The organism is Pseudomonas sp. S3(2024), assembly GCF_036861315.1.
GTDB classification, from domain to species: Bacteria; Pseudomonadota; Gammaproteobacteria; order Pseudomonadales; family Pseudomonadaceae; genus Aquipseudomonas; species Aquipseudomonas putida_A.
Window position 1 is genome coordinate 1 of the sequence record NZ_JAZAQQ010000010.1, and the last position, 24,851, is coordinate 24,851.

Here is a 24,851-nt window from a genome sequence, read left to right on the forward strand (position 1 = left end):
CAGCGTGCGCACGCTGGCCCCGGCGTTTTCCGCGTGCTGTTCGAACGGAATGTCCAGCGACGGTGCCGCCATCACCGCCTGGCACAAATTCATCAGGCGCCGGTCGGAATCGTCCGGCAGCGGGATCTTCAATTGCGAGCGCCGGGCACGCTTGAGCTCCAGCAACGCCAGCCCGACCAACGCGTCGTAATAGGCCGGCTCACCGCTATCGCCCTGCTCCACCAGCCCGACGATCAACTCGCGCAACAGCCCTCCGACTTCAATCACCTGCACTGTCGGATCCAGCGTTGCCGCCAGCACCGGGCGCAGGTAGATATTGCGCATTTGCAAGTCCGACACCACACGAATTCCATGGGGCACCCCGGGTGGCAACCACACCGCGCGCTGCGGCGGCACCACCAGTGCCTCATGCGGGGTCTCGACCCACATCACTCCGCTCATCGCATACAGCAACTGCCCCCAGACATGCTCGTGCGGCTCGATGAACAAACCACGCGGATAAGTGCGCGCCAGCGGTTGCACCGGCACATCGGTATCCGTGAGATCGGGGGGTGCGGCGAGGGCCATGGCGAGCATTCATTGGGGTTGGCGGAAGGCGCATGGTAACCAGTCGGTCACAGCGTCGACAACGATAGATACCGTCGGACAATCCGAGTGAATTTTCCCGACGCGCCGCGATCCTTCTAATACCACAGGGAGGATTACGGGCTTTATGAACAACGCAAAACTGTTTGTCATCGATTACACCCTTCACGGTACGCCCAAGTCGTTCATTATCCGCTCGGACAGAATGGACAACGCCGAGGCGTGGCACTGGGCAAGCTGCGACGCCGGTGTGGGTCGCATCCCGCGTTTCGGCCGGGAAAAAGTGCAAAAGACCAGCAAACCGATGGCGGAGAAATTCGGCGTGGAAAATGTCACATGGCGACCGGCGGGCTAGACTCTCGCCGGGCAACGGGGACTTTTCGGGGGGATACACATGAGCAACCTCTGCAGCTTGGCGCATCTGGATTACGGCCTCGACACCCTGTTCGGCCGTATCACCAAAAGCATCGACTGTGAGCTGGGCCTGGAACCCGTCGAAGGTGATCCGTACCGCTTTGCCGTGCGCGTGCCGGCGCCGTTACCGGAAGACCTGGACCAGGCGAAAACCGTGGTGGTCTGGGTTGAAGGCCGACGACTGCTTGGCACCGTGCGCCATATTGAACGGCTGGATGATCAAAGCCTGAAACTGCAAGTGGAGCCTGATTAGGCTCCACTTTTTTATGCGTGCGGTTATTTGGGGTGGGCGCAATGGCAGCCTTTGCTTGAACACTCTTCACCGCCCTTGTGGTGGTGAGCGCAGGCTTCACAGCAATAGTGTTTGCCGTGCACGGCGTAGGCGTGGTCGCCTTCCTTGATCGTGCATTTGCAGTTGGGGCAGTCGCATTTTCTATCGGGCATGGGGGCAGACTCCTTTTTTGGTGGCTGTCTGGGCTTTTGGGATAAGCCGTAAATACCAGTGTAGGAGCTGACGAAGGCTCGGGCCGCGTTCGGACGATCTTTTGATCTGGGTTTTTTGGGGGGATTGGGTGTATATCCGTTGCTGCGGTAACGGCCTCCTATGGTTTCGCTCTTACAGCGAGTCACCTTTTCCAAACGCCGAAAAGGTAACCCAAAAGGCTTTGCCCCGGCGTACGGCACTTCGCTTAGGCTCAGTGTTCCCTCGCTACGGTGTCCATCAGGGGGCATCGCCTCCGGTTTGCTTCGCTGCACCTCCTCTCGATGGATGCGGCTTCGCCGCATGGCGCTGCGCGCCTAACCCCCGGGTGAACACCTTCGCTCGGCCTGCCGAAGGGGCTGAAGATCAAAAGCCACATCAAAAGCCAGAGCCAGAGCCAGAGCAGATCAAAAGATCACAGCCTTCGACAGTTTCTACATGGGATGGGGGGGTGCTTTCAGTTAGAGATTGGTCGGCTGGCAGGCCGCCATCGCCAGCAGGCTGGCTCCTACAATTTAGAGAGCGTGCACTCCTTGCGGCGAAGCCGCCCCACTCAACACAATGAGCGTTAGCTCGAGTACCGCTTTTGATTTTGATCTGAGGGCCCGTCGGCAGGCTGAGTGGAGGGATTTATCCGGGGGTGGGAGCGCAGCGACCGTTTGGCGCAGCCAAACACAGCGAGAGGAGGTGCAGCGAAGCAAACCGTAGGCGCTGCCCCCGGATGAATCCCGGAGCGAAGGAACCCGAGCCTAGGCGAGGGCCGAACGTCAGGGTAAAGCCTTTTTGGTTACTTTTTCGGCGTCTGGAAAAAGTGACCCGCCGTAAGGGCGGAACCCTAAGTGGCCGTTACCGCAGCAACGGATATACACCCAAAACTCAATCAGAACCGCGAACACTACTCCGATACATAAAAACCAAAGCCAACCCCAGACACACCATCGCCAACACCCGCGAGGACGAAAGCTCGATCGCCGGATTCCCCAACCAGCCAAAATTATCGATCAACATCCCCATCCCCAGTTGCCCGACAATCACCGCAACAGTCGCCACCGCAGTCCCCACAACAGGCACCGCACCGACCATGACCATCATGTAAACCACGCCGAACAACGCCCCGCAGACCTGCCACTTCGGCACATCAAGCAAACTCACCGCATGCGCCGGTTCAAAAAATACAATCAACAACCCGGTGACCACAGCCCCGACGAAAAACGTCAGCAAACTGCTGCGCAACACCCCGACGGTCTCGCCCAGGCGCCCATTGATCGCCGCCTGCACACTCAACACCGCGCCAGCCAACACCACCACTGCCAACAAAATAACCAGACTCATATTCTCAACCCCGCGCAATCAGAACCAGTGCCACCACAATCAACCCCAACGCCAGCCACCGCTCGGCATTGACCTTCTTGCGCGTCGCGCCGAACCAGCCGAAATGGTCGATCAGCACACTCTTGCCGACCTGCCCTGACAAAATCGCGATCATCGTCATCGCGATCCCGATATGCGGCGTCGCCAGGGTCAGCACCACCACGTACATCGGCCCGAGAAAGCCGCCGATCAATTGCCAGCGCGGCAGATCGGTCAGCGCCGGGCCTTTCTGCGGGCCGGCGAACAACAGCAGCAAAAACAGAATCGCCGAACCCACGCCGAAGATGCTCAAGGTCGCCCACAGATGCCCGACCTGCTCCCCCAGCGGCCCCAGTAACCCGGCCTCCACCGACAGGCCCATGCCGGCCAGAATCACCAGCGGCAGCAACAACAGGCGCAACCACGACCGGGTCGCCGGCGCCGGTACACTCACTTCATCCAATGTCTGCATCATCCAAAACCCACGCAAGTAAACGATGGCGCGGATTATCGGCTGGCGTAGCTGTGCGATAAATGGGAGCATCCGGACAACACTTTTGCGCAACTCGCACAGCAGGAAGATCCATGCACGGGCTGAATGAACTGGGATTCAAGGCACTCAGGCTGTTTGTGGCGGTGCTCGACCACGGCAGTTTTTCCGAAGTCGCCCGGCGCGAGGGCGTGGCGCCCTCTTCGATCTCGCGGCAGATCCAGTTGATGGAGCAGGCGCTGAACCAGCAATTGCTCTACCGCCACACCCGCGCCGTGACGCCGACCGAGGCCGGACGCATGCTCGGCCACCACGCGCGGCTGATGCTGGTGCAACTGGAGGAAGCCGAGCAGGCGTTGCAGGAACAGCAAAGCGAACCCACCGGGCTGGTGCGGATCAACGCGCCGGTGGTATTCGGCCAACGGCATCTGACGCCGTGGCTCGGCAAACTGTGCGCGCGTTATCCCAAGCTGCAACTGGACATCCAGCAGACCGACCATTACGTCGACCCGTTGCAGGAAGGCGCCGACCTGCTGTTTCGCATCGGTCCGATGCACGACTCGAGCATGCAGGCGCGGATTCTGGCGCCGCATCGCTTTCAGGTCGCCGCCAGCCCGGCCTATCTCGAGCGCCACGGTCCTCCGCAACACCCGCAGGATCTGGCGCAGCACCAGTGCCTGGCCTACAAGGGCGCGACTGGCCAGCAGCGCTGGTTTTTCCGCCAGGGCCAGGGTGACTGGACGCCTTACTCGGTCAAAGGCCCGATCACTGGCAACCACGCCGACACCCTCACTCAGGCCGCCGAGCAAGGCCTGGGGCTGGTGATGTTTCCGTCATGGCTGATTGGTGAGGCGGTGCGCGAAGGCACGCTGGTGCCAGTGCTGGGCGAATATCAGGTGTCGAACAGCCTGGAGCCGCAGCAGATCGCAGTGCTGTGGCCGGGGAGTCGAAGGTTGTCGGTGAAGGTGCGGACGGTGATCGATTTCTTTGTCGAGTGCTTTGGCGAAGTGCCGTACTGGGACAGACCCTAAGTCCTACACAAAACCCAATGTGGGAGCGGGCTTGCTCGCGAAGGCGGTGTGTCAGATACAAGAATACTGACTGACATGACGCCTTCGCGAGCAAGCCCGCTCCCACAATGAGGTTTTACAGACTTTTTAAATGCGGAACTGGCCCACCAGTTTGCCCAATCGCTGGCCAAGTTCCGCCAGGCTGCGCGAAGTCTGCGCGCCCAACTGGGTCTCGTCCGCCACACTGTCCACCGCCACCGCGATCTGATGCACGCTGCGGTTGATCTCTTCGGCCACTGCCGTTTGTTCCTCGGCAGCACTGGCGATCTGCGCGTTCATCGAGTTGATCGTCGCGATCAGGTCAGCCATGGCATCCAGCGACGCCCCGGCCTGATTGGCCTGCGCGGAAGTACCATCGCCCGCTTCACTGGAACGGCGCATCGCCTCGACCGCCGACTGGGTACCCGCTTGCAGACGATCGATCATGCCCTGAATTTCCTGGGTGCTGATCTGCGTGCGGCTGGCCAGTGCCCGCACTTCGTCCGCCACCACCGCAAAACCGCGCCCGGCCTCCCCGGCACGCGCCGCTTCGATCGCGGCGTTGAGCGCCAGCAGGTTGGTCTGCTCGGCAATCGAGCGGATCACCCCGAGCACGCCGACAATCGACGACACGTCCTGCTGCAGGCTGTCGAGCGACACGCCGCTGCTGCGAATGTCATCCACCAGCGCATGAATCTGTTTGATGCTGCCAGCCACCACGCGTTTGGCGCTCTGGCCTTCTTCATCGGTCTGCTGCGCGGCGACCGCAGCGTTCTGCGCGCTCTTGGCAACTTCCTGAGCAGCGGCGGACATCTCGTTGATCGCCGTGGCGACCTGATCGGTCTCGTGGCGCTGACGCTCCATCGCCTGATCGGAACGCTGGGCCTGATCCGACACCTGGGTCACCAGGCCGGTGAGTTGCGTGGTCATCTCGGTGATCTGCCGCACCAGACCGTGGATCTTGTCGACGAAGCGATTGAACGAGCCGGCCAGTTCGCCGAGTTCGTCCTGGCTGGTGATGTTCAACCGGCGCGTGAGATCGCCCTCGCCCGCCGCGATGTCGTCGAGATTGGCTTTCATCAGGTTCAGCGGCCGCAGAATGGTGTTGGCCAGCAGCATCCCCGCGATGGCAATCACCAACAGCACCAGCACCGCAACGCCGACGATACTGAGGATCACGCCTTGCATGCGCTCCTGCACTTGCGCCTCGACCACTGCCACTTGCGCTTCAATGCCGTCGAGGTTGACCGAGGTACCGACCGCCATGTCCCACTTCGCCAGGTACTCGGTGTAGCCGAGTTTCGGCACCAGCACGCTGGCATTGCCCGGCAGCGGTGAGCTGTATTGCAGATAGTGGGTGCCGTCCTTCGCCACTTTCACCAGGCCGAGGTTGACGTAGACGCCATTCGGATCGCGGTTGTCCTTGAAGCTTTTGCCCACGCCTTCGGGATCGTTGGCCTTGAACAGGCGCACGGTCTCGGAGTCGTAGCCGAAGAAGTAGCCGTCCTTGCCGTAGCGGATACCCGAGAGCAACTTGATCGCCTGCGCCCGCGCCGCGTTGTCACCGGGGGCGGCAGCGTCGTACAGCGGTTTGATCGTGGTCATGGCCACGGCGACGTAACTTTGCAGCGTGGCCTTGGCGTCGGCGAGCAAGCGATCGCGGGTCTGTTCGACCTCGGTGTGCGCCTGCTGCTGGAGGATAAACAGCGTGGTCAGGCTGATGACCAGCGCAAAGAGCAGCACCGGCAGGACGGCAAGGGACAGGACTTTGGCCTTGAGACTCAAGCGCATGGGGGGCTCACTCTTTTGGTTTTATTGGCGTGGTTAAAGGCGTTAACGGCACGCAATAGCAAAAGTTGAGCGGGGGATTCACCGCATTCCCCTGTGGGAGCGGACTTGCTCGCGAAGGCGTCGTGTCAGTCAACATTTATGTTTCTGATACACCGCTTTCGCGAGCAAGCCCGCTCCCACAGGGGATTGGCGGGTTTAGAGAACCATCGCCGCCACCCAGCCGAACGCCAGCAGCGGCAGGTTGTAGTGCAGGAAGGTCGGGACCACGGTGTCCCAGATGTGGTGATGCTGGCCATCGACGTTCAGACCCGAGGTCGGGCCCAACGTCGAGTCGGAGGCCGGCGAGCCGGTATCGCCCAATGCCCCGGCAGTGCCGACGATGCACACGATGGCCATCGGGCTAAAGCCCAGCTGCACGCACAGCGGCACGAAAATCGCCGCCAGAATCGGCACCGTGGAGAACGACGAGCCGATACCGATGGTCACCATCAGGCCCACCAGCAGCATCAACAGCCCGCCGATCGCCTGACTGTGATCGATCCACGCCGCCGCGCTTTCGACCAGCGAGCGCACTTCGCCGGTAGCCTTGAGCACTTCGGCGAAACCCGAGGCGGAGATCATGATGAAGCCGATCATCGCCATCATTTTCATACCTTCGGTGAACAGGTCGTCGGTCTCACGCCATTTGACGATGCCCGAGGCCGAGAAAATCAGGAACCCGGCCAGCGCACCGATAATCATCGAATCCAGCAGCAACTGAATGATGAACGCGGCGGCAATCGCCAGACCGGCAATGCCAATGGTCTTCGGGTTGTACGCCACGCTGACTTGCTCGACTTGTTCGATCTTCTGCAGATCGTAAACGCGCTTCTTGCGATAGCTGAAAAACACCGCCAGCAACAGGCCGAAGACCATGCCCAGCGCCGGAATCGCCATGGCGTGCATGACGTTGATCTGGCTGATATCGACCCCGGCCTTGCTGACGTTGGCCAGCAGGATCTGGTTGAGGAAGATGTTGCCGAAACCCACCGGGAACACCATGTACGGGGTGATCAGGCCGAAGGTCATGACGCAGGCAATCAACCGGCGATCCAGCTGCAACTTGGTCAGTACATAGAGCAGCGGCGGCACCAGCAGCGGAATGAACGCAATGTGGATCGGCAGGATGTTCTGCGAGGCAATCGCCACCACCCACAGCAGGCCGATCAGCAGCCACTTGACGCTGCCGCCGCCGGTCGAATGCTGACGATCGACCATCGCCAGGGCCTTGTCGGCCAGCGCATGGGCCAGGCCGGACTTGGCAATCGCCACGGCGAAAGCGCCGAGCAATGCGTAGGACAACGCCACCGTCGCCCCGCCACCCAGGCCGCTGTTGAACGCCTTGAGCGTGGCGTCGATGCCCAGACCACCGGTCAGGCCACCGACCAGCGCACCGACGATCAGGGCGATCACCACGTGCACGCGGGACAGGCTGAGGATCAGCATGACGCCGACCGCAGCAATCACTGCATTCATTTCACTACCTCAAAAACACTGCGATGAACGATCACCGCCAGACAGGATGAGTCCGCCAACGGTTAACCGGCGGATTTGCAAAGAGGGTCTTATTAGAAGGGCGCGCACTGTGCCGCAGAGTGGCGGCGGTGTCAAAGCGAGCGGCTGAACTGAAATGTAACTGCCAATGCACAACCCGGTGATGCGCAGGAGATCCCTGTGGCGAGGGAGCTTGCTCCCGCTCGGCTGCGCAGCAGTCGCAAACCCGGTAGACGCGTTATGCCTGAATGACCGCATCAGCAGGATTTGGGGGCGCTACGCACCCCAGCGGGAGCAAGCTCCCTCGCCACAGGGGGCTAAACGTCACTCAACTGCGGCAATTGGTCATATTGCACTTGAACAATAAAGAAAGCCGAAACGCGGCCGTTACAGTGCAAAGTCTCAGATACTTATCGAATAAGGACGTCTCCATGTCGCTCAGACAACTTTCCATTCAATGGAAAATCACCCTGCTCGCCGGCCTGTGCCTGGCGGGCATCGTGACCCTGCTGGTGGGTCTTTCGCTGTACCGCATGGAGCACAGCTCCGAGCTGGTGAAGGCTTCGAGCATGGAGATGCTGACCGAGTCGGCCCAGGCGCGCATTGAGTCGCAGGGTGAGGTGCAGGCTGCCGGGATTCGCCAGCAGTTCATGGACGCCTATCAATATGGCCACGGCTTCTCGCGTCAGGTGCTGTTCCTGCGCGAACAGGCCGAGAAGCGCTTCCTCGATGCCTTCGACCTGCGCGAAGACATGACCCGTCAGGTCAAGTCCGCGCTGCAGGCCAACCCGGAGCTGCTCGGTCTGTCGCTGGTGTTCGAAGCCAACGCCTTGGATGGCAAGGATGAGCTGTTCGCCGGTCAGGCTGAACTCGGCAGCAACGACAAGGGTCGTTTTGCCCTGTACTGGTCGCAGCCGACTCCCGGCAAAGTCACCTCGATGGCCCTGCCGGAAAGCGACATGACCGACACCAGCACCGGCCCCAGCGGTCAGGCGGCCAACGCCTGGTTCACCTGCCCGCGCACCACGCTCAAACCGTGCGTGATCGAACCGTACTTCTATGTGATCGACGGTCAGAACGTGCTGATGACCAGCATCGTCTTCCCGCTGATGGTCAACGGCAAAGTCATCGCCTCGCTGTCGGTGGACATCAATCTCAACAGCCTGCAGGCGATCAGCCAGGGCGCGAGCAAAAAACTCTACGACGGCCAGACCGCCGTGAGCATCATCAGCCCCACCGGCCTGCTCGCCGGTTACAGCCCGGATGCGAGCAAACTGAGCAAGCGCCTGGATGCCGTGGATACCGTCAGCGGCGCCGAACTGCTGCGTCAACTCGCCGCCAGCAGCAGCGTCAGCAGCCTGCACAGCAACGGCCAGTTGAAAGTGCTGTCGCCGTTCCAGCCGATCCCCGGCGGCCCGTCGTGGGGCGTGTTGCTCGACGTGCCGGAAAAGGTGCTGGTCAGCCGCGCCGAAGCGCTCAAGCAGCAACTGGATGCGAGCAACAACTCCGGCACCCTGATCGAGCTGAGCCTCGGCGTGCTGGCGGCATTGGTCGGCCTGCTGCTGGTGTGGCTGATGGCGCGCAGCGTGACCAAACCGATCCTCGGCGTGGCGCATATGCTGGAAGACATTGCCAGCGGCGAAGGTGATCTGACCCGGCGTCTGGCGTATGACAAGAAAGATGAACTCGGTCAACTGGCCGGCTGGTTCAACAAGTTCCTCGACAAGTTGCAGCCGATCATCGCCGAAGTGAAACGCTCGGTGCAGGACGCGCGCAACACCGCCGACCAGTCTTCGGCGATCGCCACCCAGACCAGCGCCGGCATGGAGCAGCAATACCGTCAGGTCGATCAGGTCGCCACCGCCTCCCACGAAATGAGCGCCACCGCGCAGGACGTCGCACGCAGCGCCGCGCAAGCCGCCGAAGCGGCCAAGGACGCCGACCGCGCCACCCGCCAGGGCCTGACCGTGATCGACCGCACTACCGCGAGTATCGACACCCTCGCCGCCGACATGAGCGCGGCGATGGTTCAGGTCGAAGGCTTGGCTGCCAACAGCGAGAAGATCGGCACCGTGCTGGAAACCATCCGCGCCATCGCCGAACAGACCAACCTGTTGGCGCTCAACGCGGCGATCGAAGCAGCGCGTGCCGGTGAAGCCGGGCGTGGTTTTGCCGTGGTCGCCGACGAAGTGCGCAACCTTGCCCGCCGCACGCAGGAGTCGGTGGAAGAAACCCGTCAGGTCATCGAGCAATTGCAGACCGGTACCCAGGATGTGGTGGGGTCGATGGGCAACAGCCATCGTCAGGCGCAGGGCAGTGTCGAACAGGTCGGGCAAGCGGTGACCGCACTGCGCCAGATCGGCGATGCAGTGACGGTGATCAGCGACATGAACCTGCAGATCGCCAGCGCGGCGGAAGAACAGAGCGCGGTGGCCGAGGAGATCAACAACAACGTCGCGACCATTCGTGACGTGACCGAATCGCTGTCCGGGCAGGCCAATGAGTCGGCGCGGGTGAGCCAGTCGCTGAACAGCCTGGCGAATCAACAGCAGAGTCTGATGGATCAGTTCCGGGTCTGAAAACCATCACCGTCCCTGTAGGAGTGAGCCTGCTCGCGATAGCGGTTTGTCAGACACATTGATTCGAATGTATCGGCGCAATCGCGAGCAGGCTCACTCCTACAGTTCTTTGGCAGGCCGGGATCAGCGTTTAGGCAGCTCGATCACCACCTTCAACCCGCCCCACTCGCTCTCGCCCAGCACCAGCAACCCGCCCCACGCTTCGACAATATCCCGCACAATCCCCAGCCCCAGGCCATGCCCGTCAGTCTGCTCGTCGAGCCGCGTGCCACGGCTGAACACCTGAGTGCGTTGCTCCTCAGGAATCCCCGGCCCGTCATCTTCAACGCTCAGGGCGTAGCCATCAGTTCTTTCGATCACACTCAGACGCACCTCGGCATCCGCCCATTTGCAGGCGTTGTCCAACAGGTTGCCGAGCAGCTCCAGCAAGTCTTCGCGGTCCCACGGCAGTTGCAGCCCCGGCGGCGCGACGTAGCTCAACGCCAGATGCTCGCCGTGGATCATGTTCAACGTCGCCAGCAGCCCCGGCAGTTCTGCATCACAATCAAACAGCGCGCCGGGCAGTGCATCACCGGATAAACGTGCGCGATTGAGTTCGCGATTGAGCCGCTGTTGCACCTGCTCCAGTTGCTCCTTGAGGATCTTGCGCAGCTCTGGATGGGCGTCGAGTTTTTCGTTCGAGGCCAGACTCAGCAGCACCGCCAGCGGCGTCTTCAGCGCATGCCCCAGATTGCCCAATGCATTGCGCGAGCGCTTGAGACTGTCTTCGGTGTGCGCCAGCAAATGGTTGATCTGCGCCACCAACGGCTCGAGCTCGACCGGCACCTGATCGTCCAGTTGCGAGCGCTGCCCCTGCTGCAACTGGGCGATCTGCTCGCGGGCGCGCTCCAGCGGCTTGAGCGCGCGACGCACCGTCAACCGTTGCAGGATCAGAATCAGCAGCAAGCCGGCCAGGCCCAGCCCGAGGCCGATCTGGCGCATGCGCTGGAAACTCTCGCGCACCGGGGTGTAATCCTGGGCGACGCTGATCGAGATCGACTGCCCCAAACGCCGATAATCCGAACGCAACACCAGCAACTGCTGACCGTCCGGGCCCAGTTGCAGGTTGCTGTGCAGGCCAGGATGGTCAAGCAGCGGCAAGTCCTGATCCCACAGCGAACGCGAGCGCCAGTGGCTGTCGGCAAAATCGATGCGGAAGTAATGCCCGGAAAACGGTCGCTGATAGGCCGGCGACAGGTGCCGCTCATCCAGTTGCAAACCTTGCGGGCCACGCACCAGCGCCACCAGCAGGCTTTCGCTGTCGTTGCGCAGACCGGCCTCGAGATAACGCTGCAAACCGACTTCGAACAACCACAGGCTGGTTTGCGCCAGCACCACGCCGACGATCACCATCACGCTGATCAACCCCAGGCTCAAGCGGCGCTGGATCGACCTCACGAAGCTTGCCCGCCGAACAGGTAACCCTGGCCGCGACGGGTTTCGATCACCGATTTGCCGAGCTTGCGCCGCAGGTGGTTGACGTGGACTTCGAGGACGTTGGAGTCACGCTCGGTCTCGCCGTCGTAGAGGTGCTCGGCGAGGTGGGTTTTCGACAGGATCTGTTCCGGGTGCAGCATGAAATAACGCAGCAGGCGGAATTCGGCGGCGGTCAGCTGAATCTCGCTGCCGTCGCGGATCACGCACTGGCGACCTTCATCCAGATGCAGGCCGGCCGCTTTCAGCGTCGGCTGATTGGCCTGGCCCTTGGAGCGACGCAGCAACGACTGCACCCGCAAATGCAGCTCTTCGGGATGAAACGGTTTGGTCAGGTAATCGTCGGCGCCGGCCTTCAGGCCTTCGATGCGCTCGGCCCAGGAATCGCGGGCGGTGAGGATCAGCACCGGGGTCGACAGGCCACCGGCACGCCATTGCGCCAGCACCTCCAGCCCTGGAACGCCGGGCAGACCGAGGTCGAGAATGATCAGGTCATACGGCTCGCTGCTACCCTGATAGACCGCATCGCGTCCGTCCGCCAGCCAGTCCACCGCGTAGCCTTGGCGCTGCAGGCCGGCGATCAGTTCGTCGGCGAGCGGCACGTGGTCTTCCACCAGAAGCAAACGCATCGGTCAATCTTCCTTGTCTTTGAGTAATTGGCCGGTATCGGCTTTCAGGTGCAGCTCGCGCGCCACGCCCTCGACCGTCAGCAGCTCGACTTCATAAACATAGACGTCGTGCTTTTCCTCCAGCTCGACCTCCAGCAGTTTGGCCCCCGGATAGCGATCCAGCGCCTGTTGCAGCACCTGCTCCAGCGGCAGGATCACGCCCTGCTGACGCAGCTTCAGCGCTTCGTCCTGATCGAGGTCGCGGGCCATCGCCGCCGAGCAAACAATCACAAGCGCCAACGCCGTGCGGCTGGTGGCGCGAACATTAACCTTCATTACGTATCCTGATGATCCTTGAGAACCTGCCCAGTGACCGCGTCTAATTCCAGATCCCACTCCAGCCCTTGCGGATCACGCATTTCGACCTGGTAGACGTACTTGCCGTACTCCTCTTCCAGCTCGGTTTCGGTGATGGTCGAGCCCGGGTGTCTGGCCAGCGCCGTGGCGTTGAGCTTCTCGAAGGAGACGATAGTACCAGCGTCGCGCAGGCGCAGGGCTTCATCGGGGCCAAGATCGCGGGCGTGGGCGAGGCTGGCGGTCAGGCCGATGATCGAGGCAATGGACAGGGCAGTCAGGGTTTTCATGGGTGTCTCCGTATTTTTATGTGCAGCTACGGTGGGCACCATAGCGGTGCGAACTTAACTGAAACTGAATTGCCATCATTGCCCCAGAGCAACCCATTTCCCCTGTAGGAGTGAGCCTGCTCGCGATTGCGATGTGTCATTGAGCATTGATATGTCTGATACACCGCTATCGCGAGCAGGCTCACTCCTACAGTGTTTTGTAACATGTGCTTATAATTGTTCGCTTGCTAACGATCGAGACCGGTATGACCGCCATCCACATCAAGTTCCCCGCCCTCACCCTCAAGGCCGGCCCACGGGCCATGGCGCGCATTCGTGCCCAAGGCCTGAACGCCGCTGACGTCGGCACCCTGCCCGGTGCGGCCGGCGGGCCGAAGGCATTGGGGATTCAGGGGCTTGATCTGGCGTTGTTCGGCGAATGGCTGCCGAGCGCGCCGCGAGAACGCTCGCTGATCGGCGCGTCGGTCGGTTCCTGGCGCTTCGCCAGCGCCTGCCTGCCGGACGCCGCTGAAGGCATCCGCCGCCTGGGCCAGTTGTACGCCGAGCAGAATTTCAACAAAGGCGTGACCATGGCCGAGATTAGCCAGAGCTCGCAGCGCATGCTCAATGACCTGCTCGACGGCCGCGACGCCAGCATCCTCAACAACGCCGATTACCGCCTGAACATCATGGTGGTGAAAAGCCACGGACGCCTGGCCGACGATCATCGTGGCCGCCTCGGTCTGGCACTGGGTTCGGTGATCGCCGATAACCTGCGCGGTCGCGCGCGGTTGTCGCGGCACTTCGAACGCCTGATCATTCACGACCCGCGCCTCGCCCCGCCGGTGAATGCGCTGAATGACTTTCCGTCGCGCTTCGTCGCCCTCAATGCCGGCAACCTGCGTCAGGCGCTGCTGGCCTCGGGGTCGATCCCGATGGTCATGGAAGGCGTGCGCGACCTGCCGGGCGCCGGTGCCGGCACGTTCCGCGACGGCGGCCTGCTCGACTATCACCTCGACCTGCCCTACAGCGGCGACGGCATCGTGCTCTATCCGCACTTCACCGACCGGGTGATTCCCGGCTGGTTCGACAAGACCCTGCCGTGGCGCCGCGCCTCGGTGGAGCGCTTGCAGGACGTGTTGTTGCTGGCACCGTCGAAGGAATATCTGGCGCGCCTGCCCTACGGCAAACTGCCCGACCGTAACGACTTCAAGCGCTTCATGGGTGATGCGCCGAGCCGCCAAAAGTATTGGCACGCGGCGATGGACGAAAGCCGGCGACTGGGCGACGAGTTTCTCGAACTGGCTGCCAATGGTCGCCTCGCCGAACGCTTGCTGACCCTTTAGTCAGTGTTTTCCCGCATCGCCAAACACAAGCTGGTAAACTCGCCGCCTGCCCAAATCGCTGCGGCGAACGCCACCTGAACAGAGCCGAAAATACTGTGGAAATCTTCAAGGAATTTACTTTCGAATCCGCCCACCGCCTGCCGCACGTCCCGGACGGCCACAAGTGCGGACGCCTGCACGGTCACTCGTTCAAGGTGGCGCTGCACCTGAGCGGCGACCTCGATCCGCACACCGGCTGGATCCGCGACTTCTCCGAGATCAAGGCGATTTTCAAGCCGTTGTACGAGCGTCTGGACCACAACTACCTGAACGACATTCCCGGCCTGGAAAACCCGACCAGCGAAGTCCTGGCCAAATTCATCTGGAATGAAATGAAGCCACTGCTGCCGGAACTCAGCGCGATCCGCATTCACGAGACCTGCACCAGCGGTTGCATTTATCGCGGTGAATGATCCAACACATCCCCCTGTAGGAGTGAGCCTGCTCGCGATAGCGGTTTGTCAGACACATTGATTTCGGATGTGCCGACGCTATCGCGAGCAGGCTCACTCCTACAAAGGATCGGTGTTTGTCAGGGAAATAGAGAACAGCCTTCACGGCTGTTTTTTTATGCCTATGCTTTTTGGCTCAACCCCGCCAAGAGGACAGGCCGATGACAGACTGGCTGCTGGATCAGGTCTTCGATTTCAATGGGCATCCGGTGCGCCACGCCGTGCGCGGTGACGGCCCGCCACTGGTGTTCGTGCACGGCACGCCGTTCTCGTCTTACGTGTGGCACCGCATCGCGCCGCATTTCTTTGCCAGTCATCGGGTGCATTATTTCGACCTGCTGGGCTACGGACGCTCCGCACAACCGGACGCCGACGTTTCCCTCGGCGTACAGAATCAACTGCTCGCGCAGTTGCTCGATCACTGGAACATCCAGCGCCCGGACGTGGTCGCCCATGACTTCGGCGGCGCCACCGCGTTGCGCACGCATTTGCTCGATGGCAAGGACTACCGCAGCCTGACGCTGATCGATCCGGTGGCGCTGACGCCATGGGGTTCGCCGTTCGTGCAGCATGTGCGCCAGCATGAAACGGCGTTCAGCGGCCTGCCGGACTACATCCAGCGCGCTACCGTCCCGACCTACATTCGCGGGGCGATTCACCGCGACATCCCCGACGCTGAACTGGCGCCCTACGTGCAACCGTGGCTCGGCGATCCGGGGCAAGCGGCGTTCTATCGGCAGATCGCGCAGATGGACGAGCGCTACACCCGCGAGGCCGAACCGCTGTACCCGAGCATCCGCTGCCCGGTGCAGATTCTCTGGGGTGAAGCCGATCAGTGGATTCCCATCGAGCGGGGTCGGGCGTTGCACCAGATGATTCCGGGATCACAATTTCACCCAATCCTCAACGCCGGCCACCTCGTCCAGGAAGACGCCCCGGAAGCCATCGTCGCCGCCCTGCTGCGCTTCCTCTGACCCCCAACACAGTTCAAAACGGTGGGAGCGGGCTTGCTCGCGAAAGCGCTGCATCAGTCACCACCTGCAATGGCTGACCCGGCGCCTTCGCGAGCAAGCCCGCTCCCACATTGGGCCTGTGTGCGTTCTGGTGCACTGCTTTCGCGCCGAAATCCCTGACTCGGCTATACATAATCCGCATAACGGTATTTGGCACGACCACTGCAACTTGCTTCGCGTCTCCCCAATCCAGCAAGGAACGCCCCATGACGCAGAACGATCCCGGCAACGACTACCCGCTCAGCGAAGTGCCCTTGCATGCCCGCAAAGGTCTGGCCTCAACCGCCATGGTGCTGCTGGGTTTCACCTTCTTCACCGCAACCATGTTCGCCGGCGGCAAGCTTGGGGTCGCCTTCAGTTTTGGCGAGATGATGGCGGTGATCATCGTCGGTAACCTGCTGCTCGGGCTGTATGCGGCGGGGCTGGGTTATATCGCTTTCAAGAGCGGGCTTAATTCGGTACTGATGGGGCGGTTCTGTTTTGGTGAAGTCGGCAGCAAGCTCAGTGACCTGATCCTCGGTTTCACCCAGATCGGCTGGTACGCCTGGGGCACTGCGACCGCCGCCGTGGTGCTCGGCAAATACTTCGATCTGGGGCAAGGCACAGTGCTCGGCTTGATGGTGCTGTTCGGCCTGGTGTTCTGCGCCACGGCGTATATCGGTTATCGCGGCCTGGAGATCCTGTCGTACATCGCGGTGCCGGCGATGATGTTGCTGTTGATGCTGTCGATGTGGGTCGCGACGGTAAAAGTCGGTGGCCTCGATGGTTTGCTCAGCGTGGTGCCGACGGGTTCGCTGGACTGGTCGACCGCGATCACGCTGGTGTTCGGCACCTTCGTCAGCGGCGCGACCCAGGCGACCAACTGGACCCGCTTCTCGCGCTCGGCACGGGTTGCCGTGCTGGCGAGCCTGATCGGATTTTTCATCGGCAATGGCTTGATGGTGTTGATCGGTGCCTACGGCGCGATCGTCTATCAGCAGCCCGACGTGGTTGAAGTGTTGCTGCTGCAAGGTTTCGCCATGGCCGCAATGGCCATGCTGCTACTGAATATCTGGAGCACCCAGGACAACACCATCTACAACTTTGCCGTCGCCGGCTGCAACCTGCTGCGCACCGGCCGACGCAAAACCGTGACCCTGGCCGGCGCGGTGATCGGCACCCTGCTCGCCCTGCTGGGCATGTACGACATGCTGGTGCCGTACCTGATTTTGCTGGGCACGGTGATTCCGCCGATTGGCGGGGTGATCATGGCCGACTTTTTCTTTCGCTGGCGCGGGCGCTATCCGCGTCTGGCCGACGCACGGCTGCCGGCGTTCAACTGGCCGGGACTGGGGGCTTACGCGGTCGGTACGCTCGCTGCGTTCCACTCGCCGTGGGTCGCGCCGCTGGTAGGGATTGCCGCCGCCGCGCTAACGTATGTCATCGTCACCGGCCTGCTCGGCGCCCGCCGCGCCAGTGCGCCACTACCAGACCTATAAGAAGGATTCGCCTGATGCACATCATCAACGCCCGGCTGCGCAACCAGGAAGGTTTGCACGAATTGCACCTGGAAGACGGCCTGATCCGCAGCATCGGTCGCCAGACCGAAGCCCCGAGCCTCAATCCCGGCGACCTCGACGCCGGCGGCAATCTGGTGGTGCCGCCCTTCGTCGAGCCGCACATCCACCTCGACGCCACGCTGACCGCTGGCGAGCCGCGCTGGAACATGAGCGGCACGCTGTTCGAGGGCATCGAGTGCTGGGGTGAGCGCAAAGTCACCATCACCGAAGAAGACACCAAGACCCGCGCGAAAAAGACCATCCAGGCCCTGGCCGCACACGGCATCCAGCACGTGCGCACCCACGTCGACGTCACCGATCCGCAACTCACCGCGCTCAAGGCGATGCTCGAAGTCCGCGAAGAATCCCGGCACCTGATCGATCTGCAAATCGTCGCGTTCCCGCAGGAAGGCATCGAGTCGTACCGCAACGGTCGCGAGCTGATGGAAGAAGCAATTCGCATGGGCGCCGATGTGGTCGGCGGCATTCCGCATTTCGAGTACACCCGTGATCAGGGCGTCAGTTCGGTGAATTTTCTGATGGATCTGGCCGAGCGCACCGGCTGCCTGGTTGACGTGCACTGCGACGAGACCGACGACCCGCACTCGCGCTTTCTCGAAGTGCTCGCAGAAGAGGCGCGCAGCCGCGACATGGGCGCGCGAGTCACCGCCAGCCACACCACGGCAATGGGTTCTTACGACAACGCCTACTGCGCCAAACTGTTCCGCCTGCTCGGGCATTCCGGGATCAGTTTCGTCTCGTGCCCGACCGAAAGCATTCACCTGCAGGGGCGCTTCGACAACTTCCCGAAACGCCGTGGCGTGACGCGCGTGAATGAATTGCTTGAGGCCGGGATGAACGTGTGTTTTGGCCAGGATTCGATCGTCGATCCTTGGTATCCGCTAGGCAACGGCAACATCCTGCGCGTGCTTGAGGCCGGGTTACACATTTGCCATATGCTCGGCTATCGCAATCTGCAGAACGCGCTGGATCTGGTCACCGATAACAGCGCCAAGGCCATGCACTTGGGCGAGCGTTACGGCCTGGAACAGGGGCGTCCGGCGAACCTGCTGATTCTGTCGGCGGACAGCGACTACGAAGTGATCCGCAGCCAGGGCCTGCCGCTGTATTCGATTCGCGGTGGCAAGGTGCTGATGCAGCGGCAGATGCCGGTGGTGGAGTTCAGCGGCGGACAAATCTGAAATGGTTGTCAGGCTGATGGCCTCATCGCTGGCAAGCCAGCTCCCACAGTATTCAGCAGTGAACGCGTGATTTGTGTTCACCACACAACCCTGTGGGAGCTGGCTTGCAAGCGAAGGCGATTGCCGCCTTCAGCCGATCAATCGAGCCGTACCAAACAGCCTGACGCGCACCAATTCGCCCTGCTCTTCTTCGAGCAACACCGGCGCCGTCCCGCCCGGCATGACGACGTGCACTTCGCCGCTCGCCACCCAACCCACCGCCCATGCTGCGCAGGCCACCGCACTGGCGCTGGTGCCGGAAGACGCCGTCGGCCCTTCGCCACGCTCGAACACTCGGGCGACGATGCGCTGCGCTGACTCAAGCGCGGCCCATTGCAGATTGATGCCCGCCGGGCATGGCTGGCCGGCGCCGGTCGGCATCGCGTAGGCGATTCGGGTCAGGCCTTCAGCCCAGGGCGATTCGCGCATTTGCGGGTTGCTCGGCAACTCGGCGATGTCGGTCAACAACGTTACGCAATGCGGATTGCCGATGCGCACGAACTGACTGTGCTGCCACGCGGGATCGAGCTGCGCCAATGGTTTTACATGGCTCACTTCATGACCATTGAATTCGCGGTTTTCAACATCTTGAGCGGCCACCGCTGAAGGCCCGAAGCCCGGTTGACCGAGGTTCAGCCAGAAGCCGTTCATGCCTTCAACTGTGGCCGTTTTCACCGAAGTTTCCACGGCGTCGCCCTTGTCGTGATGCACTCGCAGCGACGCCCCTCCCGCCGGCATCAGCCCCTGCTCCAGCAACGACTGGGAAAAGATCGTCAGGCCGTTGCCACTGCACTCGGCCAAGGTGCCGTCGGTGTTGACGATCAGCACGTCGAACGGCGGCACTGCCTGGAACGGGCCGATCAGCAGACCGTCGCTGCGGTGCGATTTACTCCCCGCCGGACGCTGGCCCTCGGGCCAATCGCAGCACAGCGCTATGGCTGCCTGACTCCACGCCTGTCTCGACGCAGCACACTGCGCGGCTCCACTCGGCAGATCGATCCCCGCCTCGTGAAGTCTCTGCGGCGAAACCACCCCGTAAATATTGCCCCGCGCATCGTAGAACTGCGTCATCACCGGCCTCACTCACCTTGTCGAAGCCATCACTGTAAACCGCGATCCCTTGTAGGAGTGAGCCTGCTCGCGATAGCAGTGCATCAGCCGCCATATTGATTAGCTGATACACAGTATTCGCGAGCAGGCTCGCTCCCACATTGGATGACTGGCGCTCACAAATGTCCGTTCTGTGCAAAACCCTGTGGGAGCGAGCCTGCTCGCGAAAGCGGCGTATCAGCCACCAATCTCATCGCCTGAACCACCGCATTCGCGAGCAAGCTCGCTCCCACAGGTTAGGATGTCGGCTGCACTCCCCCGAGACCGGCGATCGAACCTCGACGCGCTATCACTGTCATTCGGGGGACGCGACGTTTTTTGCCAAGGATCGATATGACCAGCCTCAACCCCCAAGACACCTTCGTCCCCGGACGCCTGCAACAGATGTCGACGCGCATCGCCTTTTTCATCGCCGGCCTCGGCATTGCCGCGTGGGCACCACTGGTGCCCTACGCCAAGGCCCGCGCCGGGCTCGATGAGGGTACGTTGGGCCTTCTGCTGCTGTGCCTGGGGGTCGGCTCGATTCTGGCGATGCCGCTGGCGGGGATTCTCGCCACGCGCTTCGGCTGCCGCAAAGTCGCCACCGGCGGCACCCTGCTGATTTGCGCGGCGCTGCCGTTGCTGGCGACGGTGTCGTCGATACCGGCGCTGATCGCCACGCTGTTCATGTTCGGCGCCGGGTTGGGCACGGTGGATTCGACCGTCAACCTGCAAGCGGTGATCGTCGAGCGGGCCAGCGGCAGGAATATGATGTCGGGGTTTCATGGCCTGTTCAGCCTCGGCGGGATTGTCGGCGCGGCCGGTGTCAGCGCCCTGCTCGGCCTCGGCCTGACGCCACTGGCGGCGATGCTGGTGGTGGTGGCGGTGTTGATCGGTGCGCTGGTCAAAGCGGTGCCGCACATGCTGCCGTACGGCAGTGAAAGCTCGGGCCCGGCATTCGCTATTCCCCACGGCATCGTGCTGTTCATCGGCGGGATGTGTTTCATCGTGTTCCTCACCGAAGGCGCGGCGCTGGACTGGAGCGCGGTGTTCCTCGCACAGGAACGCGGGATCGACACGGCGTATGCGGGCTTGGGTTACGCCGCATTTGCCCTGACCATGACGGCGGGACGCTTGCTGGGTGACCGGATCGTGCGCAGTGTCGGGGCCACGCGGATCATTCTGTTTGGCGGGCTGTTGGCAGCGGCAGGCCTGTTTCTGGCGACCTTCGCCCCGAGCTGGGAAGCGGCGCTGCTGGGTTATGCGCTGGTCGGCGCCGGCTGTTCGAACATCGTGCCGGTGCTGTACACGGCGGTGGGCAAGCAGACGGTGATGCCGGAAAGCATCGCGGTGCCGGCAATCACCACGCTGGGTTACGCAGGGATTCTGGCGGGGCCGGCGGTGATCGGTTTTGTCGCGCATGCCAGCAGTTTGAGTTTTGCTTTCGGGTTGATGGCGGTGCTGTTGGTGGCCGTGGCCATTGGCGGCAAAGTCCTCAAGGTCTAACACCCATCATTGTGGCGAGGGAGCTTGCTCCCGCCGGGTTGCGAAGCGACCCAAAAAATCGGGCCTGCTGCGCAGTCCAGCGGGAGCAAGCTCCCTCGCCACAGGGTCAGGCGTCATTAGAATCCGACGCTGGCCTGCACAAAGAACGTCCGCGGTGCGCCGACATACATCCCCGAATTGTTGTCGCTGGAGCGGGTGAAGTACTGCTTGTCGAAGACGTTTTTCACCCCGGCACCCAGTTTCAGATTCGACACTTGTGGCCCGAAGTCATAACCGCCGCGCACGTTCCACGTCACGTAACCCGGAATGTCGCCATACTGCCCATCGGCCGTGCCTTCGGTGATGTAGTTGCCGTTGAAGCTGCCATCGGCGTTGACCCCGGTGCCCGGCGAACGCTGTTTCGATTGGGCGAAACCGTCGATGTTGTAGGTCCAGCGATTGACGTCGTAACGCAAGCCAACAGTCGCCACCTGCCGCGAATAGAACGGCAGATCACGCCCCTTGAAGCCCGGAATCTCGCCTTCGTAAGTCGCTCGGGTGTAGGTGAAACCGGCATTGGCGGTCAGACCGTCGAGACGCGGATCAAGCGCCGCCATGTCGTAGTGCACCGAGGCTTCGATGCCCTGGTGCTTGGTCGCGCCGAGGTTGGTCCAGCCTACATCGTTGCTGATGTATTGCAGTTCGTCATCGAAGTCGATGTAGAACAGCGTCACTTCCCCGCCCCACACGTCATCGTTGTAGCGCGTACCGATCTCGTAGGTCTTGGCCTTTTCCGGCTCCAGGCCGTTGGCGGTCTGGTCACCCGAACCGCCCTGGCCAAGCTGGAAATACTGCAGGCTGCCGAACGAGGTTTCGTAGTTGGCGAACAGTTTCCACGCGTCCGACAGGTGATACATCACGCTCAGCGCTGGCAGCGGTTCGTTGCTTTCGATGCTGCGGTTTTTCTCCGGCACGCGTTTGCCTGCGGTGTCGAGCACGGCGCGGTCATGCCAGTCGGTGCTGATGTGTTCGAAGCGAATGCCCGGGGTGATGGTCCAGTTGCCGACGTCGATCTTGTTGTCGACATACACCGAGTTGGCCTCGGTGCCGCCGGTGCGGTCCTGGAACACATGGCCGTCGGACGTCGGGGTGACCACCGGCTGATTGTTGACCAGCGCCAGACGGCTCGACTGCTCGTGCATCGCCTCTTTCAGGTAGCGATAACCGACGCTGACTTCCTGCGTGGTCGGGCCGACGTCAAACACCCGCGACACACGCGGTTCGACACCGAGGGTGTAGTAGGAACGCGGGTACGAGCTGAGGGTTTTCTGGTCACGGGCGGCGATGGTGCTGCCGCGAAAGCTGTCGGTGTAGTAGGTGAGGATTTCTGCCTGGGTGCGCTCGTCGATCTGCCGGATCCACTTGAACGACACGTCTTTGCGCCGACCGCTGAAGTTGTCGTAATCGCGTACCGAATCATACGGTTTGTCGTCGTACTGCTTCTGCGTCAGGCCGCCGGGCATGTCGGCGCTGGCGTCGTAGTAATGAAAGTTGAGGCTGAAATCGTCCTGATCGGTCGGCGCCCAATGGGTCTTGAGCAGCACGTCGTCGATGTCGTTACCGTTGTTGCGCTCGCGGTAACCGTTGCCATTGACCCCGGAATACAACAGCGCCACGCCCATGCCGTTGTCGGCCGTGCCGCCGAGGAACGCCGTGTCGATGTGCTTCCAGCCGCCGTAACGGGTGGTTTCCAGCGTGGTGCCGATTTCCCCGGTGGCTTTTTCCGGGATGGCGCGGGTGACGAAGTTGATCACCCCGCCGACGTTCTGTGGCCCGTAACGCACGGAACCGGCGCCGCGTACCACGTCGATGCTGTCCAGATTGCCCGAGGAGATCGGCGCCATCGACAGCTGCGGCTGGCCGTACGGTGCGAATGCGGCCGGCACACCGTCGATCAGCACCGTGGAGCGTGGCGACAAGCGCGAAGTCAGGCCCCGCACGCCGACGTTCAGCGCGATGTCGCTGCCGCCGGTGCCGTTGGAGTCCTGCACCTGCACACCGGGCACGCGCTTGAGCACGTCACTGACGTTCATCGCGCCCTGCTCGACCATGGCTTCGCGGCGGATCACCGTGCGTGCGCCCGGGTGGTTCTGTACCACGGCGGCGTCGGCGTCACCGAGCCAGTCGCCGACCACTTTGATGTCGGTCACGCCCAGTTCCAGCGGGCCGTTGCTGGCGGCGGTCGCGACAGGCGCCAGAGTCACCGAGCCTTCGTTGATCTGGTAGTCGAGGCCGCTGCCCTGAAGCAATTGGCGCAACGCCTGCTCGGGGGAAAGATTGCCGTCAACCGCCGGCGCCTGTTTGCCGGCGACCAGATCCGGGCTGAAAAACACCTGCAACGACGTTTGCTGGCCCAGTTCGCTCAGGGCCTGACCCAGCGGCTGGGCGCGGATGTGAATGGCCTCGGCGGCATACGCCAGTGGCATCGCAGCGTTGACTGCCAGCGCGAGGGCCAGCGGTAACCAGGGGGATTTTTTGTTGTTGGCTGAGGTGTTTTTCACGTCGAACGTAGTCCTGTGGAGCGCAAGAGTGTGCGTCTGTTAATGCAAACCAGTTGCAGTTGAACAGGAAGACGATGAACTCGAAAAAAACCTGAATGTTATTTTGAAATTATTTCCTGACTGCCATCGGCCAGGGTGCGGACGGCCACCGGCAGGATGTTTGGCAGGGCCTTGAGCAAGGCGTCGGTGTTGTCGGATTTGAACACGCTGGTCAGGCGCAGACTGGCCACGGCCGGGTTGCTGACCGTCAGTGGCTTGTCGCGATAACGCGAAACTTCCGCTGCCACTTCGCCGAGGCTGGCGTTGTTGAACACCAGTTTGCCGCTGCGCCACGCCGTCAGTTCGGCGGGGTTGACCGCATATGCGGCGGCGACGCGACCCTCGGCATCGACGTGGGTACCGAGACCTGCCGTCAAGTTGATGAACTCGTTGTCCGGCGCATTGCGCCCCTGCACCTTGACCGTGCCCTGCTCCACCGCGACCCGGGTTTGCGTGACATCGCGGCGCACATCGAAACGCGTGCCGGTGACCGTGACCTTGCCACTACCGGCCTCGACCACGAACGGCCGCGCCGTGTCGTGCTGAACGCTGAACAGCGCCTCGCCTTCACTCAATTCGATGAGCCGCCGTTCCTTCTCAAAACGCACCTGCAGGCGGCTGCGGCTGTTCAGGTCGATCACAGACCCGTCCGGCAGCGCCACGTGCTTGCGCTCACCCAGCGCCGTCGCGAACTCGGCGCTGTAGCCGTCGGGGAGATTCAGACCGCTGAACAGACCGAGGCCGAGCGCCACCGCCAGCACACTGGCCGCCACGGCATAGCGCAGCAGCGGGCGACGTTCGCGACGGGCCGGCGGGGTTTCGACGAGGGCCTTGAGACGTGGCGCCGGCAGCAGATCGGCGGCCGTCCACAAGCCTTGCAGCAACTGGAATTCGTCACGATGCTGCGGATGCTGATTCAGCCAGACGTCGAAGCGCTGCTGTTCGTCGGCACTGATCAGCGGTTCCTGCAAACGCACAAACCAGCGTGCCGCTTCATCGCGCACCGTTGTTTGCCCGCACGCGCAATCACGGGTATCCATCATGGAATGTCCTGTCGGGCTGGGGATGAAAA

Annotated in this window: 22 protein-coding genes and 3 pseudogenes; 11 read left to right on the forward strand and 14 right to left on the reverse strand. The window is 62.1% G+C overall.

Annotated elements, in window-relative coordinates:
- On the reverse strand, positions 1–576 hold a 576-nt coding region (locus VLA07_RS22385), incomplete at its 3' end, for an AraC family ligand binding domain-containing protein (protein WP_333991396.1).
- A gap of 136 nt (positions 577–712) precedes the next feature.
- Here VLA07_RS22385 and VLA07_RS22390 point away from each other — a divergent pair.
- Together VLA07_RS22390 and VLA07_RS22395 are read left to right on the forward strand one after the other, a co-directional pair.
- Positions 713–940 (forward strand): DUF6555 family protein, encoded by a 228-nt coding sequence (locus VLA07_RS22390; protein WP_095138739.1) that lies wholly within the window; start codon positions 713–715, stop codon positions 938–940.
- 39 nt (positions 941–979) lie between these two features.
- Positions 980–1,252, forward strand: coding sequence for a hypothetical protein (locus VLA07_RS22395; RefSeq protein WP_333991399.1), 273 nt, complete (start codon positions 980–982; stop codon positions 1,250–1,252).
- Between the two features lie 23 nt (positions 1,253–1,275).
- On the opposite strand, the gene VLA07_RS22400 is transcribed toward VLA07_RS22395, so the two are convergent.
- From VLA07_RS22400 to VLA07_RS22410, 3 genes are all read right to left on the reverse strand, one after another.
- Positions 1,276–1,443, reverse strand: a complete 168-nt coding sequence (locus VLA07_RS22400) for a metallothionein (RefSeq protein WP_081730276.1) — start codon at positions 1,441–1,443, stop codon at positions 1,276–1,278.
- Positions 1,444–2,356: 913 nt separating this feature from the next.
- Positions 2,357–2,812 carry a DMT family transporter gene (locus VLA07_RS22405; RefSeq protein WP_096797805.1) on the reverse strand — a complete coding sequence of 152 codons (456 nt, stop codon included), beginning with the start codon at positions 2,810–2,812 and terminating at the stop codon, positions 2,357–2,359.
- 4 nt (positions 2,813–2,816) lie between these two features.
- Positions 2,817–3,302: a DMT family transporter gene (locus tag VLA07_RS22410; RefSeq protein ID WP_097087815.1), complete on the reverse strand. Its 486-nt coding sequence runs from the start codon at positions 3,300–3,302 to the stop codon at positions 2,817–2,819.
- Positions 3,303–3,415: 113 nt separating this feature from the next.
- Here VLA07_RS22410 and VLA07_RS22415 point away from each other — a divergent pair, with 113 nt between their 5' ends.
- The gene (locus VLA07_RS22415) at positions 3,416–4,351 is read left to right on the forward strand and encodes a LysR family transcriptional regulator (protein ID WP_333991401.1); all 936 of its coding nucleotides are present in this window, start codon (positions 3,416–3,418) and stop codon (positions 4,349–4,351) included.
- 126 nt (positions 4,352–4,477) lie between these two features.
- Here VLA07_RS22415 and VLA07_RS27280 read toward each other — a convergent pair whose 3' ends face one another.
- From VLA07_RS27280 to VLA07_RS22425, 3 genes and pseudogenes are all read right to left on the reverse strand, one after another.
- Complete coding sequence (locus VLA07_RS27280) at positions 4,478–5,299, reverse strand: methyl-accepting chemotaxis protein (protein WP_400496309.1); 822 nt, start codon at positions 5,297–5,299, stop codon at positions 4,478–4,480.
- A gap of 84 nt (positions 5,300–5,383) precedes the next feature.
- Positions 5,384–6,160, reverse strand: a pseudogene (locus VLA07_RS27285) (cache domain-containing protein); the annotation flags it as partial.
- Positions 6,161–6,355: 195 nt separating this feature from the next.
- On the reverse strand, positions 6,356–7,675 hold the full coding sequence (locus VLA07_RS22425) for a Na+/H+ antiporter family protein (RefSeq protein WP_333991404.1): 1,320 nt from the start codon (positions 7,673–7,675) through the stop codon (positions 6,356–6,358).
- A 770-nt stretch (positions 7,676–8,445) separates the two neighbouring features.
- Between VLA07_RS22425 and VLA07_RS27290 the strand changes: the two are divergent.
- Together VLA07_RS27290 and VLA07_RS27295 are read left to right on the forward strand one after the other, a co-directional pair.
- Positions 8,446–9,414: pseudogene (locus tag VLA07_RS27290) on the forward strand (HAMP domain-containing protein); the annotation flags it as partial.
- Positions 9,415–9,678: 264 nt separating this feature from the next.
- Positions 9,679–10,272: pseudogene (locus VLA07_RS27295) on the forward strand (methyl-accepting chemotaxis protein); the annotation flags it as partial.
- A gap of 123 nt (positions 10,273–10,395) precedes the next feature.
- Here the strand turns inward: VLA07_RS27295 and VLA07_RS22435 are convergent.
- Genes VLA07_RS22435 through VLA07_RS22450 form a run of 4 tightly spaced genes read right to left on the reverse strand, consistent with a single transcriptional unit; the run spans position 10,396 to position 12,997 of the window.
- Positions 10,396–11,709 (reverse strand): sensor histidine kinase, encoded by a 1,314-nt coding sequence (locus VLA07_RS22435; protein ID WP_333991405.1) that lies wholly within the window; start codon positions 11,707–11,709, stop codon positions 10,396–10,398.
- A complete protein-coding gene (locus VLA07_RS22440) occupies positions 11,706–12,374 on the reverse strand; it encodes a response regulator transcription factor (protein WP_041070845.1) in 669 nt (222 codons plus the stop codon). The genes VLA07_RS22435 and VLA07_RS22440 overlap by 4 nt, the downstream gene beginning before the upstream one ends.
- Positions 12,375–12,377: 3 nt before the next feature.
- Positions 12,378–12,689 carry a PepSY domain-containing protein gene (locus tag VLA07_RS22445; RefSeq protein WP_027613999.1) on the reverse strand — a complete coding sequence of 104 codons (312 nt, stop codon included), beginning with the start codon at positions 12,687–12,689 and terminating at the stop codon, positions 12,378–12,380.
- Positions 12,689–12,997, reverse strand: coding sequence for a PepSY domain-containing protein (locus tag VLA07_RS22450; RefSeq protein ID WP_027614000.1), 309 nt, complete (start codon positions 12,995–12,997; stop codon positions 12,689–12,691). Before VLA07_RS22450 ends, VLA07_RS22445 begins: the two co-directional genes overlap by 1 nt.
- A 245-nt stretch (positions 12,998–13,242) precedes the next feature.
- Here VLA07_RS22450 and VLA07_RS22455 point away from each other — a divergent pair, with 245 nt between their 5' ends.
- From VLA07_RS22455 to codA, 5 genes are all read left to right on the forward strand, one after another.
- Positions 13,243–14,322, forward strand: coding sequence for a patatin-like phospholipase family protein (locus tag VLA07_RS22455; RefSeq protein WP_247268301.1), 1,080 nt, complete (start codon positions 13,243–13,245; stop codon positions 14,320–14,322).
- Between the two features lie 95 nt (positions 14,323–14,417).
- The gene (gene queD / locus VLA07_RS22460) at positions 14,418–14,774 is read left to right on the forward strand and encodes a 6-carboxytetrahydropterin synthase QueD (RefSeq protein WP_007915588.1); all 357 of its coding nucleotides are present in this window, start codon (positions 14,418–14,420) and stop codon (positions 14,772–14,774) included.
- Between the two features lie 200 nt (positions 14,775–14,974).
- Positions 14,975–15,787 (forward strand): alpha/beta fold hydrolase, encoded by an 813-nt coding sequence (locus VLA07_RS22465; protein WP_247268302.1) that lies wholly within the window; start codon positions 14,975–14,977, stop codon positions 15,785–15,787.
- Positions 15,788–16,032: 245 nt separating this feature from the next.
- Positions 16,033–17,304, forward strand: a complete 1,272-nt coding sequence (gene codB, locus VLA07_RS22470) for a cytosine permease (RefSeq protein WP_333991413.1) — start codon at positions 16,033–16,035, stop codon at positions 17,302–17,304.
- A 14-nt stretch (positions 17,305–17,318) separates the two neighbouring features.
- The gene (gene codA / locus VLA07_RS22475) at positions 17,319–18,566 is read left to right on the forward strand and encodes a cytosine deaminase (RefSeq protein WP_333991414.1); all 1,248 of its coding nucleotides are present in this window, start codon (positions 17,319–17,321) and stop codon (positions 18,564–18,566) included.
- 129 nt (positions 18,567–18,695) lie between these two features.
- On the opposite strand, the gene VLA07_RS22480 is transcribed toward codA, so the two are convergent.
- Complete coding sequence (locus tag VLA07_RS22480) at positions 18,696–19,676, reverse strand: diaminopimelate epimerase (RefSeq protein ID WP_333991416.1); 981 nt, start codon at positions 19,674–19,676, stop codon at positions 18,696–18,698.
- A 372-nt stretch (positions 19,677–20,048) separates the two neighbouring features.
- Between VLA07_RS22480 and VLA07_RS22485 the strand changes: the two genes are divergently transcribed.
- On the forward strand, positions 20,049–21,200 hold the full coding sequence (locus VLA07_RS22485; RefSeq protein ID WP_333991417.1) for an MFS transporter: 1,152 nt from the start codon (positions 20,049–20,051) through the stop codon (positions 21,198–21,200).
- Between the two features lie 116 nt (positions 21,201–21,316).
- Here the strand turns inward: VLA07_RS22485 and VLA07_RS22490 are convergent, their stop codons facing one another.
- Positions 21,317–23,740, reverse strand: coding sequence for a TonB-dependent siderophore receptor (locus tag VLA07_RS22490; RefSeq protein WP_333991418.1), 2,424 nt, complete (start codon positions 23,738–23,740; stop codon positions 21,317–21,319).
- Positions 23,741–23,838: 98 nt separating this feature from the next.
- Positions 23,839–24,822, reverse strand: coding sequence for a FecR family protein (locus VLA07_RS22495; protein ID WP_247268308.1), 984 nt, complete (start codon positions 24,820–24,822; stop codon positions 23,839–23,841).
- Between the last annotated feature and the right edge of the window lie 29 nt (positions 24,823–24,851).

Excerpts from the sequence above, each read along its gene's own strand:
- codA (WP_333991414.1), top strand. The coding sequence starts at position 17,319 with ATGCACATCATCAACGCCCGGCTGCGCAACCAGGAAGGTTTGCACGAA.
- VLA07_RS22390 (WP_095138739.1), top strand. The coding sequence starts at position 713 with ATGAACAACGCAAAACTGTTTGTCATCGATTACACCCTTCACGGTACG.
- VLA07_RS22465 (WP_247268302.1), top strand. The coding sequence starts at position 14,975 with ATGACAGACTGGCTGCTGGATCAGGTCTTCGATTTCAATGGGCATCCG.
- VLA07_RS22495 (WP_247268308.1), bottom strand. The coding sequence starts at position 24,822 with ATGATGGATACCCGTGATTGCGCGTGCGGGCAAACAACGGTGCGCGAT.
- VLA07_RS22405 (WP_096797805.1), bottom strand. The coding sequence starts at position 2,812 with ATGAGTCTGGTTATTTTGTTGGCAGTGGTGGTGTTGGCTGGCGCGGTG.
- VLA07_RS22445 (WP_027613999.1), bottom strand. The coding sequence starts at position 12,689 with ATGAAGGTTAATGTTCGCGCCACCAGCCGCACGGCGTTGGCGCTTGTG.
- VLA07_RS22415 (WP_333991401.1), top strand. The coding sequence starts at position 3,416 with ATGCACGGGCTGAATGAACTGGGATTCAAGGCACTCAGGCTGTTTGTG.
- VLA07_RS22480 (WP_333991416.1), bottom strand. The coding sequence starts at position 19,676 with ATGACGCAGTTCTACGATGCGCGGGGCAATATTTACGGGGTGGTTTCG.
- VLA07_RS27280 (WP_400496309.1), bottom strand. The coding sequence starts at position 5,299 with ATGACCACGCAACTCACCGGCCTGGTGACCCAGGTGTCGGATCAGGCC.
- VLA07_RS22425 (WP_333991404.1), bottom strand. The coding sequence starts at position 7,675 with ATGAATGCAGTGATTGCTGCGGTCGGCGTCATGCTGATCCTCAGCCTG.
- VLA07_RS22440 (WP_041070845.1), bottom strand. The coding sequence starts at position 12,374 with ATGCGTTTGCTTCTGGTGGAAGACCACGTGCCGCTCGCCGACGAACTG.
- VLA07_RS22485 (WP_333991417.1), top strand. The coding sequence starts at position 20,049 with ATGACCAGCCTCAACCCCCAAGACACCTTCGTCCCCGGACGCCTGCAA.
- VLA07_RS22400 (WP_081730276.1), bottom strand. The coding sequence starts at position 1,443 with ATGCCCGATAGAAAATGCGACTGCCCCAACTGCAAATGCACGATCAAG.
- VLA07_RS22395 (WP_333991399.1), top strand. The coding sequence starts at position 980 with ATGAGCAACCTCTGCAGCTTGGCGCATCTGGATTACGGCCTCGACACC.
- VLA07_RS22450 (WP_027614000.1), bottom strand. The coding sequence starts at position 12,997 with ATGAAAACCCTGACTGCCCTGTCCATTGCCTCGATCATCGGCCTGACC.
- codB (WP_333991413.1), top strand. The coding sequence starts at position 16,033 with ATGACGCAGAACGATCCCGGCAACGACTACCCGCTCAGCGAAGTGCCC.
- VLA07_RS22455 (WP_247268301.1), top strand. The coding sequence starts at position 13,243 with ATGACCGCCATCCACATCAAGTTCCCCGCCCTCACCCTCAAGGCCGGC.
- VLA07_RS22410 (WP_097087815.1), bottom strand. The coding sequence starts at position 3,302 with ATGCAGACATTGGATGAAGTGAGTGTACCGGCGCCGGCGACCCGGTCG.